The 14,778-nt window shown below is 62.7% G+C and carries 19 protein-coding genes; 5 read left to right on the forward strand and 14 right to left on the reverse strand.

The annotated features are described in order from the left end of the window. Nucleotides 1-77 precede the first annotated feature (77 nt). A complete protein-coding gene (locus tag LHFGNBLO_RS24245) occupies nucleotides 78-1,490 on the reverse strand; it encodes a circularly permuted type 2 ATP-grasp protein (protein ID WP_258601839.1) in 1,413 nt (470 codons plus the stop codon). Between the two features lie 172 nt (nucleotides 1,491-1,662). Further along, a complete protein-coding gene (locus LHFGNBLO_RS24250; protein ID WP_023674883.1) occupies nucleotides 1,663-1,899 on the reverse strand; it encodes an Lrp/AsnC ligand binding domain-containing protein in 237 nt (78 codons plus the stop codon). Nucleotides 1,900-2,196: 297 nt separating this feature from the next. Here LHFGNBLO_RS24250 and LHFGNBLO_RS24255 point away from each other — a divergent pair, with 297 nt between their 5' ends. Further along, complete coding sequence (locus LHFGNBLO_RS24255; protein WP_258601840.1) at nucleotides 2,197-2,616, forward strand: DUF4864 domain-containing protein; 420 nt, start codon at nucleotides 2,197-2,199, stop codon at nucleotides 2,614-2,616. A 4-nt stretch (nucleotides 2,617-2,620) separates the two neighbouring features. On the opposite strand, the gene tgt is transcribed toward LHFGNBLO_RS24255, so the two are convergent. From tgt to coaD, 7 genes are all read right to left on the reverse strand, one after another. Then, nucleotides 2,621-3,751: a tRNA guanosine(34) transglycosylase Tgt gene (tgt, locus tag LHFGNBLO_RS24260; RefSeq protein ID WP_258601841.1), complete on the reverse strand. Its 1,131-nt coding sequence runs from the start codon at nucleotides 3,749-3,751 to the stop codon at nucleotides 2,621-2,623. Continuing rightward, nucleotides 3,744-4,013, reverse strand: coding sequence for a hypothetical protein (locus LHFGNBLO_RS24265; protein ID WP_258601842.1), 270 nt, complete (start codon nucleotides 4,011-4,013; stop codon nucleotides 3,744-3,746). The genes tgt and LHFGNBLO_RS24265 overlap by 8 nt, the downstream gene beginning before the upstream one ends. Continuing rightward, nucleotides 4,003-5,088 carry a tRNA preQ1(34) S-adenosylmethionine ribosyltransferase-isomerase QueA gene (queA, locus tag LHFGNBLO_RS24270; RefSeq protein ID WP_258601843.1) on the reverse strand — a complete coding sequence of 362 codons (1,086 nt, stop codon included), beginning with the start codon at nucleotides 5,086-5,088 and terminating at the stop codon, nucleotides 4,003-4,005. Before queA ends, LHFGNBLO_RS24265 begins: the two co-directional genes overlap by 11 nt. Then, on the reverse strand, nucleotides 5,088-5,537 hold the full coding sequence (locus tag LHFGNBLO_RS24275; protein ID WP_258601844.1) for a DMT family transporter: 450 nt from the start codon (nucleotides 5,535-5,537) through the stop codon (nucleotides 5,088-5,090). The genes queA and LHFGNBLO_RS24275 overlap by 1 nt, the downstream gene beginning before the upstream one ends. Nucleotides 5,538-5,549: 12 nt before the next feature. Then, complete coding sequence (locus LHFGNBLO_RS24280; RefSeq protein ID WP_258601845.1) at nucleotides 5,550-6,062, reverse strand: peptidylprolyl isomerase; 513 nt, start codon at nucleotides 6,060-6,062, stop codon at nucleotides 5,550-5,552. Between the two features lie 27 nt (nucleotides 6,063-6,089). Further along, complete coding sequence (locus LHFGNBLO_RS24285) at nucleotides 6,090-6,584, reverse strand: peptidylprolyl isomerase (protein WP_258609868.1); 495 nt, start codon at nucleotides 6,582-6,584, stop codon at nucleotides 6,090-6,092. A 112-nt stretch (nucleotides 6,585-6,696) separates the two neighbouring features. Further along, the gene (gene coaD, locus LHFGNBLO_RS24290; protein ID WP_258601846.1) at nucleotides 6,697-7,197 is read right to left on the reverse strand and encodes a pantetheine-phosphate adenylyltransferase; all 501 of its coding nucleotides are present in this window, start codon (nucleotides 7,195-7,197) and stop codon (nucleotides 6,697-6,699) included. Nucleotides 7,198-7,377: 180 nt separating this feature from the next. Here coaD and LHFGNBLO_RS24295 point away from each other — a divergent pair, with 180 nt between their 5' ends. After that, nucleotides 7,378-7,524 carry a hypothetical protein gene (locus LHFGNBLO_RS24295; protein ID WP_258601847.1) on the forward strand — a complete coding sequence of 49 codons (147 nt, stop codon included), beginning with the start codon at nucleotides 7,378-7,380 and terminating at the stop codon, nucleotides 7,522-7,524. 45 nt (nucleotides 7,525-7,569) lie between these two features. On the opposite strand, the gene gyrA is transcribed toward LHFGNBLO_RS24295, so the two are convergent. Both gyrA and LHFGNBLO_RS24305 read right to left on the reverse strand, forming a co-directional pair. Continuing rightward, a complete protein-coding gene (gene gyrA, locus LHFGNBLO_RS24300; RefSeq protein ID WP_258601848.1) occupies nucleotides 7,570-10,383 on the reverse strand; it encodes a DNA gyrase subunit A in 2,814 nt (937 codons plus the stop codon). 192 nt (nucleotides 10,384-10,575) lie between these two features. Further along, nucleotides 10,576-11,436, reverse strand: coding sequence for a helix-turn-helix transcriptional regulator (locus tag LHFGNBLO_RS24305; RefSeq protein ID WP_258601849.1), 861 nt, complete (start codon nucleotides 11,434-11,436; stop codon nucleotides 10,576-10,578). A gap of 87 nt (nucleotides 11,437-11,523) precedes the next feature. Between LHFGNBLO_RS24305 and LHFGNBLO_RS24310 the strand changes: the two genes are divergently transcribed. From LHFGNBLO_RS24310 to LHFGNBLO_RS24320, 3 genes are all read left to right on the forward strand, one after another. Beyond that, nucleotides 11,524-12,060, forward strand: a complete 537-nt coding sequence (locus LHFGNBLO_RS24310) for a hypothetical protein (RefSeq protein WP_258601850.1) — start codon at nucleotides 11,524-11,526, stop codon at nucleotides 12,058-12,060. Nucleotides 12,061-12,093: 33 nt separating this feature from the next. After that, complete coding sequence (locus LHFGNBLO_RS24315; protein ID WP_258601851.1) at nucleotides 12,094-12,471, forward strand: VOC family protein; 378 nt, start codon at nucleotides 12,094-12,096, stop codon at nucleotides 12,469-12,471. Nucleotides 12,472-12,617: 146 nt separating this feature from the next. Beyond that, entirely contained in the window at nucleotides 12,618-13,247 is a 630-nt protein-coding gene (locus tag LHFGNBLO_RS24320) for a MarC family protein (protein ID WP_258601852.1), read from the forward strand. A 53-nt stretch (nucleotides 13,248-13,300) separates the two neighbouring features. On the opposite strand, the gene LHFGNBLO_RS24325 is transcribed toward LHFGNBLO_RS24320, so the two are convergent. From LHFGNBLO_RS24325 to ssb, 3 genes are read right to left on the reverse strand one after another with little or no spacing between them, the layout of a single operon-like run. Continuing rightward, on the reverse strand, nucleotides 13,301-13,726 hold the full coding sequence (locus LHFGNBLO_RS24325) for an OsmC family protein (protein ID WP_258601853.1): 426 nt from the start codon (nucleotides 13,724-13,726) through the stop codon (nucleotides 13,301-13,303). 29 nt (nucleotides 13,727-13,755) lie between these two features. Beyond that, complete coding sequence (locus tag LHFGNBLO_RS24330) at nucleotides 13,756-14,154, reverse strand: DUF2306 domain-containing protein (RefSeq protein ID WP_258601854.1); 399 nt, start codon at nucleotides 14,152-14,154, stop codon at nucleotides 13,756-13,758. 26 nt (nucleotides 14,155-14,180) lie between these two features. Then, nucleotides 14,181-14,708 (reverse strand): single-stranded DNA-binding protein, encoded by a 528-nt coding sequence (ssb, locus tag LHFGNBLO_RS24335; protein ID WP_319944175.1) that lies wholly within the window; start codon nucleotides 14,706-14,708, stop codon nucleotides 14,181-14,183. Nucleotides 14,709-14,778 lie beyond the last annotated feature (70 nt).

Genomic DNA, 14,778 nt, shown 5'->3' on the forward strand with positions numbered 1-14,778 from the left:
TTCTTGAGCGACCGGATTTCGCTTAGTGATGGCATTGCCTTGGTCCTTCTACCTACTCACTACTCACTCAATTCGCTCTAGTCATCCAGCACCCAGGTGTCTTTCGTGCCGCCGCCTTGCGAGGAATTGACGACGAGCGAACCTTCCTTGAGGGCGACGCGCGTCAGCCCGCCGGGTACGATCTGGATGCGGTCGGAAACCAGCACATAGGGTCTTAGATCGACATGCCGCGGTGCCAGCCCCTTGTCCGTCAGGATCGGACAAGTCGATAGGGCCAGCGTCGGCTGGGCGATGTAGTTCGACGGTTTTGCCGCGAGTTTCTTGGAAAAATCCTCGCATTCCTTCTTGGTTGCCGCCGGCCCGACCAGCATGCCGTAGCCACCGGAACCGTGGACTTCCTTGATCACCAGCTCGTCGATGTGCTCGAGCACGTATTTCAGGCTGTCCGGCTCCGAACAGCGCCAGGTCGGAATGTTGCCGAGGATCGCCTTGCGGCCGGTGTAGAATTCAACGATTTCAGGCATGTAGGAATAGATCGCTTTGTCGTCGGCGATGCCGGTTCCAGGCGCATTGGCGATGGTGATGTTGCCGGCGCGGTAGACATCCATGATGCCCGGCACGCCAAGGGCGGAGTCCGCACGGAAGGTCAGCGGATCAAGGAACGAATCGTCCACGCGGCGGTACAGCACATCGATCTGCTTGTAGCCTTCGGTCGTGCGCATGGCGACATGGCCGTCGACGACGCGCAGATCCTGCCCTTCGACGAGCTGCACGCCCATCTGGTCGGCAAGGAAGGCGTGTTCGAAATAGGCGGAGTTGAAGCTGCCCGGGGTCAGCACGGCAATGGTCGGGGTGCCCTTGGTGCTTTGCGGCCGCACCGCCGCCAAGGACTGGCGCAGAAGCTGCGGATAGTTTTCCACCGGCCGCACCTTGATCTGCTGGAACAGCTCAGGAAAGAGCTGCATCATCGTCTCGCGGTTCTCCAGCATGTAGGAGACGCCGGACGGCGTGCGCGCATTGTCCTCCAGCACGTAGAACTCATTCTCGCTGATGCGAACGATGTCGACGCCAATGATATGGGTGTAGACGCCGGCAGGCGGCCGCACGCCGATCATTTCGGGCAGAAACGCCTCGTTCTTGGCGATCAGTTCCTTGGGGACGCGCCCGGCGCGCAAGATTTCCTGGCGATGATAGATGTCGTCGAGGAAGGCATTCAGCGCCTGCACGCGCTGCTCGATGCCTTGTGTCAGCCGCCGCCATTCATTGCCGGATATGATGCGGGGAACGATGTCGAAGGGGATCAGTCGCTCGGACGCTTCCTGCTCGCCATAGACGGCAAAGGTAATACCGGTCTTGCGAAAAACGCGTTCGGCGTCCTGCATCTTCTCGGTAAGCCTGGCCGGATCCTGCTCCTTCAGCCAGCGGTCATAAGCCGTATACGGTTTTCTCAACCCGGAAACTTCCGGAAGCATCTCATCGAACGCTGCCAATCGCATACTCCCCTGTGACGCCATTTCACTGGCGTCGCCGGAGAAAATCAAGCGCAATCGGTAATTTGGGGAACGCCGGCGATCAGTATGTCACAACTGCCCAAAATTAAGGCAGCCGAAATATGACTGTAATCAGGCTTTGCCTCGTGCCCGGGCAGGTGCCGGATAGCCGCTAAAAGGCGCGGAAGGTGACGACGGTAAACGTGTCCTTGATGCCGGGGAGAATCTGCACCTTCTCGTTGACGAAGTGGCCGATGTCTTCTTCGTCGTCGACATAGAATTTGGCGAGCAGATCGTAATTGCCCGCGGTCGAGTAGATTTCCGAGGCGATCTCGGCGTCGGCCAAGGCGCTGGCAACGTCATAGGCCTTGCCCAGATCGCACTTTATCTGCACAAAAAACGCCTTCATTGCCCGGTCCTGCTCAAGCTTTCACGCATAAGCGGCCCTTGTGGCAGACTGCCGTCCGGCTTTCAAGCATCAGGACAGCCGGTGCGTACCTTGGTGACGGCTTGTCTCAGTTCAGACACTGGCATGTCGCGCCGGAACAACCGGCTGCGTCACCAGCGCGGGCGCGCCCCGCCTTGAAGGAGGCTCAAGCGCGGTTGTGAGGCGAATGTTTGGCGTTTGCTGAAACCGTCAAGCACCGCAAAGCGTATGGTATGATGTCTTCGGATAGCGACTCCCCGGGGACAACGGAGGCAGGCCATGCGCCGCAAATTATTCGCATTCGCAGTCATTCCATTCCTTTTCGCGTCTTCGGCATTGGCCGGGGACAATGAAGTCAGGGCAGCGCAGACGGTCATCGACGGTCAGCTGAAAGCCTTCATCGCCAATGACGGAGCGACGGCCTACAGCTTTGCCGCACCGAACGTGAAGCGCATCTTCCCGACCGTCGACACGTTCATGAACATGGTCACCAACGGCTATCCGCCGGTGCGCAAGCCGCAAGCCTATTCCTTTGGCAAGGTGCAGGAGACGAGCCCGACCTCTGTTATCCAGCAGGTGCTGATCGTCGGACCCGACGGCAAGGATTACGAGGCTGTCTATACGCTGGAGCAGCAGCCCGACGGAAGCTTCCAGATCACCGGCTGTAGCTTGCGCGCTTCGAACTCGCTGAGCACCTGAGCGATCACAGGAGCGGAATATCGCCCCTCGCCCAGCCTTCCGAGATCTCCGCTGTGCGCGCCTCGAAGCTGCCGGCTTCGATCGCGGCACGAATGTCCTGCATCAGTCTTTGATAGTAGGACAGGTTGTTCCAGGTCAGAAGCATTGCGCCTAGCGCCTCTTGCGAGCGCACAAGGTGGTGGAGATAGGCGCGCGAATAGTCCCTGGCGGCCGGGCAGTCGCTTTCCTCGTCCAGCGGGCGCGGATCGTCGGCATGGCGGGCGTTGCGCAGATTGACCTTGCCGCGCCGCGTGTAGGCAAGGCCGTGGCGGCCGGCGCGCGTCGGCATCACGCAGTCGAACATGTCGATGCCGCGCGCCACCGATTTCACGATGTCATCCGGCGTGCCGACGCCCATGAGATAGCGGGGTCTGTCCTCCGGCAGTTCCGGGCAGGTGATATCAAGCATATCCAGCATCACCGCTTGCGGCTCGCCGACGGCCAGCCCACCGACCGCATAGCCCTTCAACTCCATTGATCTCAGCGCCTGCGCCGAGCGCAGCCGCAAGTCCGGCACATCGCCGCCCTGGACGATGCCGAACATCGCCTTCCCTGCCTGGTTGCCGAACGCCGTCTTGCAGCGCTCGGCCCAGCGTAGCGACAGTTCCATGGCGCGCTCGATTTCCTTGCGCTCTGCCGGTAATGCGGTGCATTCGTCGAGCTGCATCTGTATGTCGGAATCGAGCAGCCCCTGGATCTCGATCGAGCGCTCCGGCGACATCTCATAGGCGGCGCCATCGATATGCGAGCGGAAGGTGACGCCCTTTTCCGTCAGTTTCCGCAGCTTCGACAGCGACATGACCTGGAAGCCGCCGCTGTCGGTCAGGATCGGGTGCGGCCAGCGGGCGAATTCATGCAGGCCGCCTAGCCGTGCGACGCGTTCGGCGCCGGGCCGCAGCATCAGATGATAGGTGTTGCCCAGGATGATGTCGGCGCCGAGGCCGCGCACCTGGTCCATATACATGGTCTTGACGGTGCCGCCGGTGCCGACTGGCATGAAGGCCGGCGTGCGGATTTCGCCGCGCGGCATGGTGATCGCGCCACGCCGCGCCTTGCCGTCGGTCGCCAAGACCTTGAAGGTGAACGCCTCAGCCATTGAATTCCTTGTCGAATACCGGCGCGCCCGGCGCCTGCTCGTCGAGCGACTGCCGGTAGTGGATGCAGCCGCGCATGAATTTTGGCCAGGGCGGCACGGCGATCGCCGGTTCGGTCTTCTCCGGCAGAAGCGCCCACAGATCTGGGTGATGCCAGCACAGATCATGACCGGTGGAGTCGCGGTGGCCGCGAATGCCGGTGCGCAGTCTCTTCACCTCCGCGATCAAGGCATCGCGGTCCAGACCATCGAGATCATCGTCCATCGTTCACCTCCCTGAACAGAAGACTGGCGTCGCCGTAGGAGTAGAATCTGTAGCTGACGTCGATGGCATGCGCATAGGCGGCACGCATCGTTTCCAGGCCGCAAAAGGCGGCAACCAGCATGAACAGCGTCGAGCGCGGCAGATGGAAATTGGTCATCAGCATGTCGGCGGTCTTGAAGCGGTAGCCGGGCGTGATGAAGATGTCGGTCGGGCCGGACCAAGCGGCCAGCCTGCCGTCGGCGCGTGCTGCACTCTCCAGCAGCCGCAGCGACGTCGTGCCGACGGCAACGATGCGCCCGCCCCTCGCTTTCGCTGCATTGAGCGCGTCGGCGGTTTCCTGGGTGACCGAGCCGGTCTCGGCATGCATCTTGTGGTCGGTTGTGTCGTCAACCTTCACTGGCAGGAACGTGCCGGCGCCGACATGCAAGGTGACGAAGCGGCGCTCGACGCCCTTTGCATCAAGCGCGGCAATAAGCTCCGGCGTGAAATGCAGGCCGGCCGTCGGGGCGGCCACGGCGCCCTCCTCCCTGGCATAGATGGTCTGGTAGTCGCTGCGGTCGCGCTCATCGTCGGCGCGCTTCGAGGCGATGTAGGGCGGCAGCGGAATGTGGCCGACGGCGTGCAGCGCCTCGTCGAGAAATGCGCCGGACAGGTCGAAGCCCAGCAGTACCTCGCCGCCCTCGCCCTTCTCGATCACCGTGGCATCGAGCCGGCCGAGAAAGCAGGAATTGCCGTCATGGCCGAAATGGATGCGGTCGCCAGCGGCAACGCGCTTGCCCGGCCGCATGAAGGCCAGCCAGCGGTCCGGCGCCATGCGCATATGCAGCGTGGCTTCAACCTGCGCTGCCGCCTCGCCGCGCCGCCTGATGCCTTTCAGCTGTGCGGGAATGACCTTGGTGTCGTTGAAGACCAGCACATCGCCAGCCCGAAGCAAGGACGGCAGCTCGCCCACCGTCCGATCCTCAAGCCCCCCGCCCGGCTTGACGACAAGCATTTTGGCGCTGTCGCGCGGTTCGGCCGGGCGAAGCGCGATGCGCTCCTCGGGCAGGTCAAAGTCGAAGAGATCGACGCGCATCAGTAGAGCCGGACGAGCAGCGCTCCGGCCAGCAGCAGCACCGCACCAGTGACACGGCCAAGCGAAATCTCGCGCACCGCCACGCCGAGGAAGCCGACGCGGTCGATGAGCATGCCGGCCAGCAACTGGCCAGCGACGAGGAACGCCATCAGCGCGGCAGCGCCGATGCGCGGCGTGAGAATCGTCGAAAGCGTGACGTAGAAGCCGCCAAGCATGCCGCCGGCGACAAACAGCCAGGGTGCCGGAGCCTTCCAGTCGAGCGAAATGCCTTGCAGCTTCACCACTGCGAACGCGATGATGCCCAGCACGATCGCGCCCGACAGGAACGAGAACGCCGCGGCGGCGACCGGGAGCCCGAGGTCGCGCGCCAGCTGCGCGTTGATCGGCGCCTGAATGGCGATGAAGGCGCCGGACAGGATGCCGAGCAGCGACCAGACCACGCCCATCATTGTCGTTTCGCCTTACTTGACGTCGGCCGCTACCTTCAGCGACACGATCTTGTCGGGATCCTGCACCGGCTCGCCGCGCTTGATCTTGTCGACATTGTCCATGCCTTCGATGACCTGGCCCCAGACCGTGTACTGGCGGTTGAGGAAGGCGGCATCGTCGAAGCAGATGAAGAACTGCGAGTTGGCCGAATTCGGGTTCTGTGAACGCGCCATCGAGCAAGTGCCGCGGCCGTGGTTGGCGTTGGAAAACTCGGCCTTCAGGTCGGGCTTGTCGGAGCCGCCCATGCCGGCGCGGGACGGCGCGAAAGAGGGCTTGCTGGAATTGCCGAATTTCACGTCGCCGGTCTGCGCCATGAAACCGTCGATGACGCGGTGGAACACCACGCCGTCATATGCGCCTTCGCGCGCCAGTTCCTTGATGCGGGCGACATGGCCGGGCGCCAGGTCGGGGAAAAGTTCGATGACGACCGTGCCCTTGGTCGTTTCCAAGATGAGCGCGTTCTCGCGGTCCTTGATCTCAGCCATGTCAGATATCCTTTTGAGAAAACAGAGTTATTTGTCGGCGGCGATGCGCACCTTGATCATCCGGTCCGGGTCGGCGACCGTGCCGTTGTCCGCTTCGGCACCCTTCTTGATGTGGTCGACCAGTTCCATGCCGCTGACGACGTTGCCGACAATGGTGTACTGGCCATCGAGTGGCGGAGCCGGTGCGAACATGATGAAGAACTGCGAATTGGCGGAATTCGGATCCTGCGAGCGGGCCATGCCGACCACGCCGCGCTTGTAGTGCTCGGTCTGCGAGAATTCGGCCGGGAGGTCGGGAAGATCGGAACCGCCGGTGCCGACAGCGTCGGGATTGAAGCCCTTTTCCATGTTGCCGAACTTCACGTCGCCGGTCTGCGCCATGAAACCACCGATGACGCGGTGGAAGGCGACATTGTTGTAGGCGCCCTCACGCACCAGCTTCTTGATCTGCTCGACATGTTTCGGTGCGAGATCGGGCCGCAGTGCAACGGTCACATCGCCGTCCTTCAGCGTGATGATCATGGTGTTCTCAGGATCGGCGGCGAAGGCCGAAGCCGATGCGGTCACAAGACCGGCGAACACAATGAGGAACGAGGCAAGCCTTTTGAGCTGCATGGTACTTTCTCCGGACTCGTTATTTCGCGAATTTGGCGGTGAGCGCGCCGGCAACAGCCGCCGGCACGAAGGGGCGGATGTCGCCACCCATCGAGGCTATCTGGCGGACAAGTGTGGCGGTAATGGTTCGCACCGAGGGGCTGGCGGGCAGAAAAACCGTCTGCAGTTCTGGCGCCATGGTCTCGTTCATCCCGGCCATCTGCATCTCGTAATCCAGGTCGGTGCCGTCGCGCAGGCCGCGGATCATGATCGAGGCGCCATGCTTCCTGGCCGAGTCGATGACCAGTCCGTCGAAGGCGACGACCTTGATGCGGGCGCCGTCACTACCGAATTCCGCTTTGGTGGCGATCTCGATCAGCTTCACCCGTTCCTCGAAGGAAAACAACGGCTTCTTGCCGGGATGGATCCCGATCGCCGCATAAACGATGTCGGCCACTGCCAGCGACGCCTTCAGCACGTCGAGATGGCCGTTGGTCAGCGGGTCGAAGGAGCCAGCATAAAGAGCGATGCGTTCGGTCATGGCAGGTGCTTCTAGCGAGCCTCGGTCGCAAAGGCAAATCCGCTCATGAACCTTTTGGCCGGCATGAACGACAGATGAACGAGCCGCTCACGAAGAATTCAACGGCTGCCATGTAAGTGGTTTCACAGACGGTGAAACCAAACCGAACCAAAATCGTTGTTGAAGCAGGAGAACACGCACATGCTGATCTACATGCTCGCCACCGCAATGACCGTCGCCATGCTGATCGCCACCGCATTCGGGCTGCGTCAGGAAGCCGAGCGCGTCCGCGTCAAGACCAAGCGGTTCGAAGGTTTCGGAATCCGCAAGCCTTACCGCCACTACTGATTTCGCCAGAATTTGTTGATTGCGCCGGCGTTGCCTTGTCAAAGCCTATTCGGCGTTTTCCGGACCAGCATCTTCAGCACCGGCATCATGGCTGGCCTCAGCATCGCCCTCGCCGTTCTCTTCGGCTTCCTCGTCCGATTGCGGTTCCGAAATCCGCTCCACCGAGACGACCTTTTCGCCTTCGGCCGTGTTGAAGATGGTGACGCCCTTGGTGGCGCGGCTGGCGAACCTGATACCGTTGACCGGCACCCGGATGACGGTGCCACCATCTGAAACCAGCATGATCTGATCGTCATTGCCGACCGGGAAGGTCGCCACAAGCCTGCCGATCTCGGCCGCCTTCGAGACGTCGGTGGCGCGGATGCCCTTGCCGCCGCGCCCGGTCAGGCGGAAGTCGTAGGACGACGAGCGCTTGCCGTAGCCATATTCCGTCACCGTCAGCACGAACTGCTCATGCGCCTTGAGGAATTCGTAGCGCTCGTCGGAAAGCTCGGTCTCTTCGCCGACCTCCTCATTGGTCAGCGCGATTTCTTCCTCTTCACCAGCCGCGATGCCGGCGGCCAGCCGCCGTTCGGCCACCACCCGCTTGAGATAGGCGGCACGCTCGGCCGGAGGCGCATCGACATGCTCGATGACCGCCATGGAAATGACCCTGTCGGTATCGGCCATGGCGATACCGCGCACGCCGACCGAATTGCGGCTCTGGAAGACGCGCACATCGCTGACCGAAAAGCGGATGCATTGGCCCGAACTTGCGGTCAAAAGTACGTCGTCATTGTCGGTGCAGGTCTCGACGCCGAGGATCTCGTCGCCTTCCTCCTCCAGTTTCATGGCGATCTTGCCATTGCGGTTGACCTGGACGAAGTCGGAAAGCTTGTTGCGGCGCACGGTGCCGCGCGTGGTGGCGAACATCACGTCGAGTTCGCCCCAGCTGGTCTCGTCCTCGGGCAGCGGCATGATGGTGGTGATGCGCTCGCCTTGCTCCAGCGGCAGCATGTTGATCAGCGCCTTGCCGCGCGATTGCGGGTTGCCGATCGGCAGCCGCCAGACCTTTTCCTTGTAGACGATGCCGCGCGAGGAGAAGAACAGCACCGGCGTGTGCGTGTTGGCGACGAACAGCCGGGTGACGAAATCCTCTTCCTTGGTCGACATGCCGGAGCGGCCCTTGCCGCCGCGGCGCTGCGCCCGGTAGAGCGACAGCGGCACGCGCTTGATGTAGCCGGAATGGCTCACCGTCACGACCATGTCCTCGCGCTGGATCAGGTCCTCGTCTTCCATGTCGGCCCCGCCCTCGGCGAGTTCGGTGCGACGCGGCGTGCCGAACTCGTCGCGCACGGCGGCAAGCTCATCCTTGACGATCTGCTGGATGCGGGCGCGGGACGACAGGATGTCGAGGTAGTCCTTGATCTCGTCGCCGATGGTGTTCAATTCGTCGGCGATTTCGTCGCGACCAAGCGCCGTCAGGCGCTGCAGGCGCAGTTCGAGGATGGCGCGGGCCTGTTCCTCGGACAGATTGTAGGTGCCGTCCTCGTTGATGCGATGGCGCGGATCGTCGATCAGAAGGATCAACGACTCGACGTCGCCGGAGGGCCATCGCCGCTCCATCAACTGTTCGCGCGCCGTCTGCGGATCCGGCGCAGTGCGGATCAGCTTGATCACCTCGTCGATGTTGGCGACGGCGATGGCCAGACCGACCAGCACGTGGGCGCGGTCGCGCGCCTTGCGCAGCAGGAATTTCGTGCGCCGGCTGATTACCTCTTCGCGGAAGCCGACGAACGCCTTCAGCATGTCGGTCAGCGTCATCACTTCCGGCTTGCCGCCGTTCAGCGCCACCATATTGGCGCCGAAGGAGGTCTGCAGCGGCGTGAAGCGATAGAGCTGGTTGAGGATGACGTCGGCGACGGCGTCGCGCTTCAGTTCGATGACGACGCGGTAGCCCTGACGGTCGCTCTCGTCGCGGATGTCGGAAATGCCCTCGATGCGCTTGTCGCGCACCAGTTCGGCCATCTTCTCGATCATCGACGATTTGTTCACCTGGTAGGGTACCTCGGTGATGATGATCGATTCACGGTCGTTGCCGCGCTGCTCGATATTGACCTTACCGCGCATGACGATGGAGCCACGGCCGGTCGAATAGGCGCTGTAGATGCCGGAACGGCCGAGCACAATGCCGCCGGTCGGGAAGTCAGGCCCCGGGATGATCTCCATCAGCGCCGGCAGGTCGATCGCCGGATTGTCGATGATGGCGATGGCGCCGTTGCAGACTTCTGCGAGATTGTGCGGCGGGATGTTGGTGGCCATGCCGACGGCGATGCCGCCCGAACCGTTGACCAATAGGTTGGGGAAGCGAGCCGGCAGCACCTTCGGCTCGGTGTCGGAGGCATCGTAGGTGTCCTGAAAATCGACGGTTTCCTTGTCGATGTCCTCCAGCAACTCATGCGCGACCTTGGTCAGCCGCGACTCGGTGTAACGCATCGCCGCGGGCGGATCGCCATCGATCGAGCCGAAATTGCCCTGCCCGTCGATCAGCGGCACGCGCAGCGACCAATCCTGCGCCATGCGCACCAAGGCGTCATAGATGGAAGCGTCGCCATGCGGATGGTATTTACCCATCACGTCGGCGACCGGGCGCGCTGACTTCACATATTTGCGGTTCCAGTGGTAGCCGCTCTCATGGGCGGCGTAGAGAATGCGGCGATGCACCGGCTTCAGGCCGTCGCGCACATCTGGCAGCGCACGGCTGACGATCACGCTCATGGCGTAATCGAGATAGGAACGCTGCATCTCCTCGATGATGGATATCGGCTCGATGCCGGTGGGGCCGCCGTCGGCGCCGCGCGGTGTCTTCTGGTCGGTCAAATCGGATCACAATCTAATCAGGAATCACTTGCCGCTTATATAGGAAGCGGGGGCGAAACTCCAATGCCCGCGACAGTTTTCCAGTGTCCATTTTAGTGGTAATTTCAAATGGATACCGCTGATTGCGACGATATGGCCGATGCGCTTTTCAAGACCATCGCAGCCAAGGTCATTTTCGGACCGACTTTTGCTTCATGAGGCCGGAACGGCAGATGTGTCCGGCAGTTCATCGCCCCGCGGGCGAGCCCGATAATCGCCGGGCGCCTCCCCCATCACCCGCCGGAAACGACGGTTGAAGGTCGACAGATCGTTGAACCCCGCCGCGAAGGCGATCGTCGAGACGGGCTCATCCGACAGGCGCAACTGCACCGCGGCCCGGTGCAGCCGGGTTTTCAGCAGGAACTGGTAAGGCGTCATGCCGGCCACCTGCCGGAACGTGCGCAGGAAGTGAAACGGACTGGTTGCTGTCTCACCGGCAAGCCCGGCAAGCGAGATCGCTCCGTCGGCATCGAGCTCGATGCGCCGCACCGCCTCGGCCACACGTTTCTGGTCGCGGCGGCTCGGCGCGCGACGGGCGGGCGTCGCGCCGCTGGCGGCTGCCATAGCGGCGCCAGCGATCCGCAAACCAAGTTCCTCTAACGCGTCGACGTCGGCCGTCTCGCGCGCGGTTTCGGCCTCGGCCAGCAGTGACGCGAGCGCCGGCAACGGCGGCAGGCGCGGTGTTTCGAAAGTCAGCTTTTTCACGCCCGGCACGTTGGCCGCGATCCGTTCCATATAGGCTGGCTCGAAATGGAAGGAGAGGCAACGGTCGCCGGCGCCATGCTCATGTCCGCATTCGTAACATGTGCCGGGATTGCCGAGCAGCAGCGCACCCGGCGCCAGCATCGCGGTGCCTTGCTGCGCCCGGTAGCGGAAGGTGCCGCTGGTCACCGCCGCAACACAGAAAGTGCGGTGTTCTTCCTCGAACGGGCTGTCGCCGGCGCCGGCCGTGCACACCACGTCGCACACATGCCAGCCCTGCCCCGATGCAAGGTTTTGCTCGCTCGTCGTCATGGTTCGAAAGATAGCAATTTTTCCCAAGCGCAGAACCCCGCCCAGGCCTATCGCTTGCAGTCTCCTGACAGCACGAAGGCAGCAACTATGACAGATTCATCGTCCTTTACCGAAGCCTTGCACAACGACGGACCCAACCCCGGCCTGGCTGAAAAGCTGGATCTTTACGGCCGCTTCGTCGGCGCCTGGACATTCGATGCCACACGCCATCTCGAAGACGGCACGGTGCTGACCGGGCGTGGCGAGGTGCATTTCGGCTGGGTTCTGGAAGGCAAGGCAATACAGGATGTGTGGATCCTGCCCGCGCGGAACACTGGTCCCCAACCTTCGCTCGGCACGTGGACGTTCTATGGCACGACTTTGCGCGTTTACGATCCTGGCGTCGATGCCTGGCACATTTTCTGGAGCGATCCGCGCAACCAGTATTTCAGCCGCCAGCTTGGCCGCGCCGAAGGCGACACGATCGTCCAGCAAGGTGTCGACGCTCGCGGCTCCTCTGTGCGCTGGAGCTTTTTCCGGATCACCGAAAACTCGTTTCGCTGGCTGGGCGAGTGTTCGCATGACGGCAGCACGGACTGGCGCCTCGAAGTCGAGTTCCTGGCGCGCCGCGTGACTCCAGCCTGATCAACCAACACATTGCAAACATGGAGAAAAACGATGCTTGACCATGTCTCTATCGGTGTCCGTGACACCAACGTCTCGAAGCGCTTCTACGATGCCGCGCTAAAGCCGCTCGGCTACACCTGTCTCAGCCAGTCACCGGGCTCGCTCGGCTATGGCGCGGAGGCGGTGGCACTGTGGGTGAACGAAGCTCCGCGCCCGGTTTCAGCCGACGCGGAGTCCGGCCTGCACTTCTGCTTCGCCGCACCGACGCGCTCCAGCGTCGACGCGTTCCACGCGGCAGCGCTGCGTGAAGGCGGCAGCGACAATGGCGCGCCGGGCCTGCGCGCCAGCTATGGCGAAAACTACTATGCCGCCTTTGTCGTCGACCCGGATGGCTATCGCATCGAGGCCTATTGCGGCGCGGCCGGCTAGTCGGCCGAATTCCCGCGGCTCAAACGGTTTCCTCTGACCCTGCTTTGCTCTACCAATGCCAGTGTTCGGGCAATGCCAGTATTCGGGCAATGCCAGTATTCGGGCAATGCCAGTATTCGGGCTTGGCCCGGCGGGGAGGGTCAGAGATGCCGAGCTTCGACAGCCTGTTCAATGCCTTCGTCACCATTCTGGTGACCATCGACCCGCCCGGCCTCGCCCCCCTCTTCCTCGCCGTGACACGCGGCATGAACCGGGAGGAGCGTCAGCAAGTCTCCATCCGGGCCTCGATCATGGGTTTCCTGGTGATGGCGCTGTTTGCGGTCGCCGGCGCGTCGATCCTGTCGGTGTTCGGCATCACGCTGCCGGCCTTCCGCGTCGCCGGCGGCTTTCTGCTGTTCTTCATCGCCTTCGAAATGGTGTTCGAGCGCCGGCAGGACCGCAAGGAGAAGATCGGCGACGTCGCCATCACCAAGGACATGATCCACAACATCGCCGCCTTTCCGCTGGCGATCCCGCTGATCGCCGGGCCAGGCGCCATTTCGGCGACCGTCCTACTCTCCGGCTCGTTTCAGGGTTTTGCCGCGCAGGCGGCATTGGTCGGCATCATCTTCGTCTGCCTCGCCATTACCTATCTGGTGTTCGTGGCGTCCGAGCGCATCGACCGCATCCTCGGTCAGACCGGCCGCTCGATCCTGACCCGCCTGCTCGGCGTCATCCTGGCGGCGCTGGCGGTGCAGTTCGTGGCGGACGGCATCAAGGCGCTGATGGCGGGGTAGGACGCTTTTCTTGTGAAATGAACCGGCCTCGCCCCCTGGACCGGCGCGCAGTCTTACTTCGCCGCCGTGTCGATCACCTCGAAATCGTGCGTGACGGTCGCTGTCTTGGCCATCATGGCCGTCGCCGAGCAGTATTTCTCGATCGAGAGATCGATCGCCCGCTTCACCTTGTCGTGCGAGAGCGCCCGGCCCTTGACGATGAAATGCATATGGATGCGGGTGAACACCCTGGGTTCGGTTTCCGCCCGGTCGGCGTCGAGTTCGACGACGCAATCCTCGACCGCCTCGCGGCCCTTTTCCAGGATGTGGACCACATCATAGGCCGAGCAGCCGCCGGTGCCGATCAGCACCAGCTCCATCGGGCTCGGCCCCGGCGTCCTGCCTTCCGGGCCGAACGCGGTTCCGAGTACGACCTTATGGCCGCTGCCGGACTCGCCGACAAAGGTGCGTTCCTCGACCCACTTGACGCGTGCTTTCACTGAATTCTTCCTTGCGAGGCTGCGCCGCCCTACTGGCCGAACACGACCGCGTGCATGATCCGGCCGGGCAGCAGCGTGAACACGCCGGCGCCGATCAGCGCGAAAACATAGAGCTTGATCATGGCGCCTCGATGCGCGGTGACTTTATGGCTGTGCGCATACCAAACCGCCAGCGGCACGGTGACCAGCACCAGGATCGACAGCAGATGAATCGGGCTGAAAGGGCCAACAAGGCGTATCTGCTGGATCCAGAAACTCGAAATGGCGATAGCCAGCATCAGCGTCGCCCAGACATAGCCGACGACGCGATGACGCGTCGTGCCCTTGGGCAGCGCCAGCTGAGTGGCGCCGGTCACCAGGGCGGCAAAGGCCGCAAAGGCATGCCACGGGATTGGAGGGGGTGCGGCAAGCAGCGGTCCCAGCGACATTGTCGCCTCTCCGGTCGTTGATGGGCTCAGAACGGGATTTCGTCGTCCAGCTCGCGCGACGAACCGCCGCCACCACCGCTCTTGGCACCGCCGCCACCGCGACTGAAGCCCTCGCCTGGACCGGACTGGCCGAAATCGGAACCGCGGGCAGCACCACCGCCGGCGCCGGAATAGCCGCCGACCTGACCGCCCTCGCCCTGCCCGCGTGCGTCAAGCATCTGCAGCTCGCCGCGGAATTTCTGCAGAACGACCTCGGTCGTGTAGCGTTCATTGCCGGTCTGGTCCTGCCATTTGCGCGTCTGCAACTGGCCCTCGACATAGACCTTCATGCCCTTCTTCAGGTACTGCTCGGCCACCTTGGCGATCTGGTCGTTGAAGATGACGACATTGTGCCACTCGGTCTTTTCCTTGCGCTCGCCGGAATTCTTGTCGCGCCAGCTTTCCGACGTGGCGATGCGGATGTTGACGACCGGTTCACCCGAATTCAGGCGGCGGATTTCAGGGTCCGCCCCGAGGTTGCCCACCAGAATGACCTTGTTGATGCTACCCGCCATGATACTTCTCCGCGCTCATCCGAACCAAATTTTTGTCGCCGCACCTTACAGGCTGCGGACAATCCCCGCC

The organism is Mesorhizobium sp. AR10 (assembly GCF_024746795.1).
Classification (GTDB): Bacteria; Pseudomonadota; Alphaproteobacteria; order Rhizobiales; family Rhizobiaceae; genus Mesorhizobium.

What these genes read in the sequence shown, in the direction of transcription:
- LHFGNBLO_RS24250 (WP_023674883.1), bottom strand. Translation starts at nt 1,899, where the DNA reads ATGAAGGCGTTTTTTGTGCAGATAAAGTGCGATCTGGGCAAGGCCTAT.
- LHFGNBLO_RS24255 (WP_258601840.1), top strand. Translation starts at nt 2,197, where the DNA reads ATGCGCCGCAAATTATTCGCATTCGCAGTCATTCCATTCCTTTTCGCG.
- tgt (WP_258601841.1), bottom strand. Translation starts at nt 3,751, where the DNA reads ATGGCTGAGGCGTTCACCTTCAAGGTCTTGGCGACCGACGGCAAGGCG.
- LHFGNBLO_RS24265 (WP_258601842.1), bottom strand. Translation starts at nt 4,013, where the DNA reads ATGGACGATGATCTCGATGGTCTGGACCGCGATGCCTTGATCGCGGAG.
- queA (WP_258601843.1), bottom strand. Translation starts at nt 5,088, where the DNA reads ATGCGCGTCGATCTCTTCGACTTTGACCTGCCCGAGGAGCGCATCGCG.
- LHFGNBLO_RS24275 (WP_258601844.1), bottom strand. Translation starts at nt 5,537, where the DNA reads ATGATGGGCGTGGTCTGGTCGCTGCTCGGCATCCTGTCCGGCGCCTTC.
- LHFGNBLO_RS24280 (WP_258601845.1), bottom strand. Translation starts at nt 6,062, where the DNA reads ATGGCTGAGATCAAGGACCGCGAGAACGCGCTCATCTTGGAAACGACC.
- LHFGNBLO_RS24285 (WP_258609868.1), bottom strand. Translation starts at nt 6,584, where the DNA reads ATGATCATCACGCTGAAGGACGGCGATGTGACCGTTGCACTGCGGCCC.
- coaD (WP_258601846.1), bottom strand. Translation starts at nt 7,197, where the DNA reads ATGACCGAACGCATCGCTCTTTATGCTGGCTCCTTCGACCCGCTGACC.
- LHFGNBLO_RS24295 (WP_258601847.1), top strand. Translation starts at nt 7,378, where the DNA reads ATGCTGATCTACATGCTCGCCACCGCAATGACCGTCGCCATGCTGATC.
- LHFGNBLO_RS24305 (WP_258601849.1), bottom strand. Translation starts at nt 11,436, where the DNA reads ATGACGACGAGCGAGCAAAACCTTGCATCGGGGCAGGGCTGGCATGTG.
- LHFGNBLO_RS24310 (WP_258601850.1), top strand. Translation starts at nt 11,524, where the DNA reads ATGACAGATTCATCGTCCTTTACCGAAGCCTTGCACAACGACGGACCC.
- LHFGNBLO_RS24315 (WP_258601851.1), top strand. Translation starts at nt 12,094, where the DNA reads ATGCTTGACCATGTCTCTATCGGTGTCCGTGACACCAACGTCTCGAAG.
- LHFGNBLO_RS24320 (WP_258601852.1), top strand. Translation starts at nt 12,618, where the DNA reads ATGCCGAGCTTCGACAGCCTGTTCAATGCCTTCGTCACCATTCTGGTG.
- LHFGNBLO_RS24330 (WP_258601854.1), bottom strand. Translation starts at nt 14,154, where the DNA reads ATGTCGCTGGGACCGCTGCTTGCCGCACCCCCTCCAATCCCGTGGCAT.
- ssb (WP_319944175.1), bottom strand. Translation starts at nt 14,708, where the DNA reads ATGGCGGGTAGCATCAACAAGGTCATTCTGGTGGGCAACCTCGGGGCG.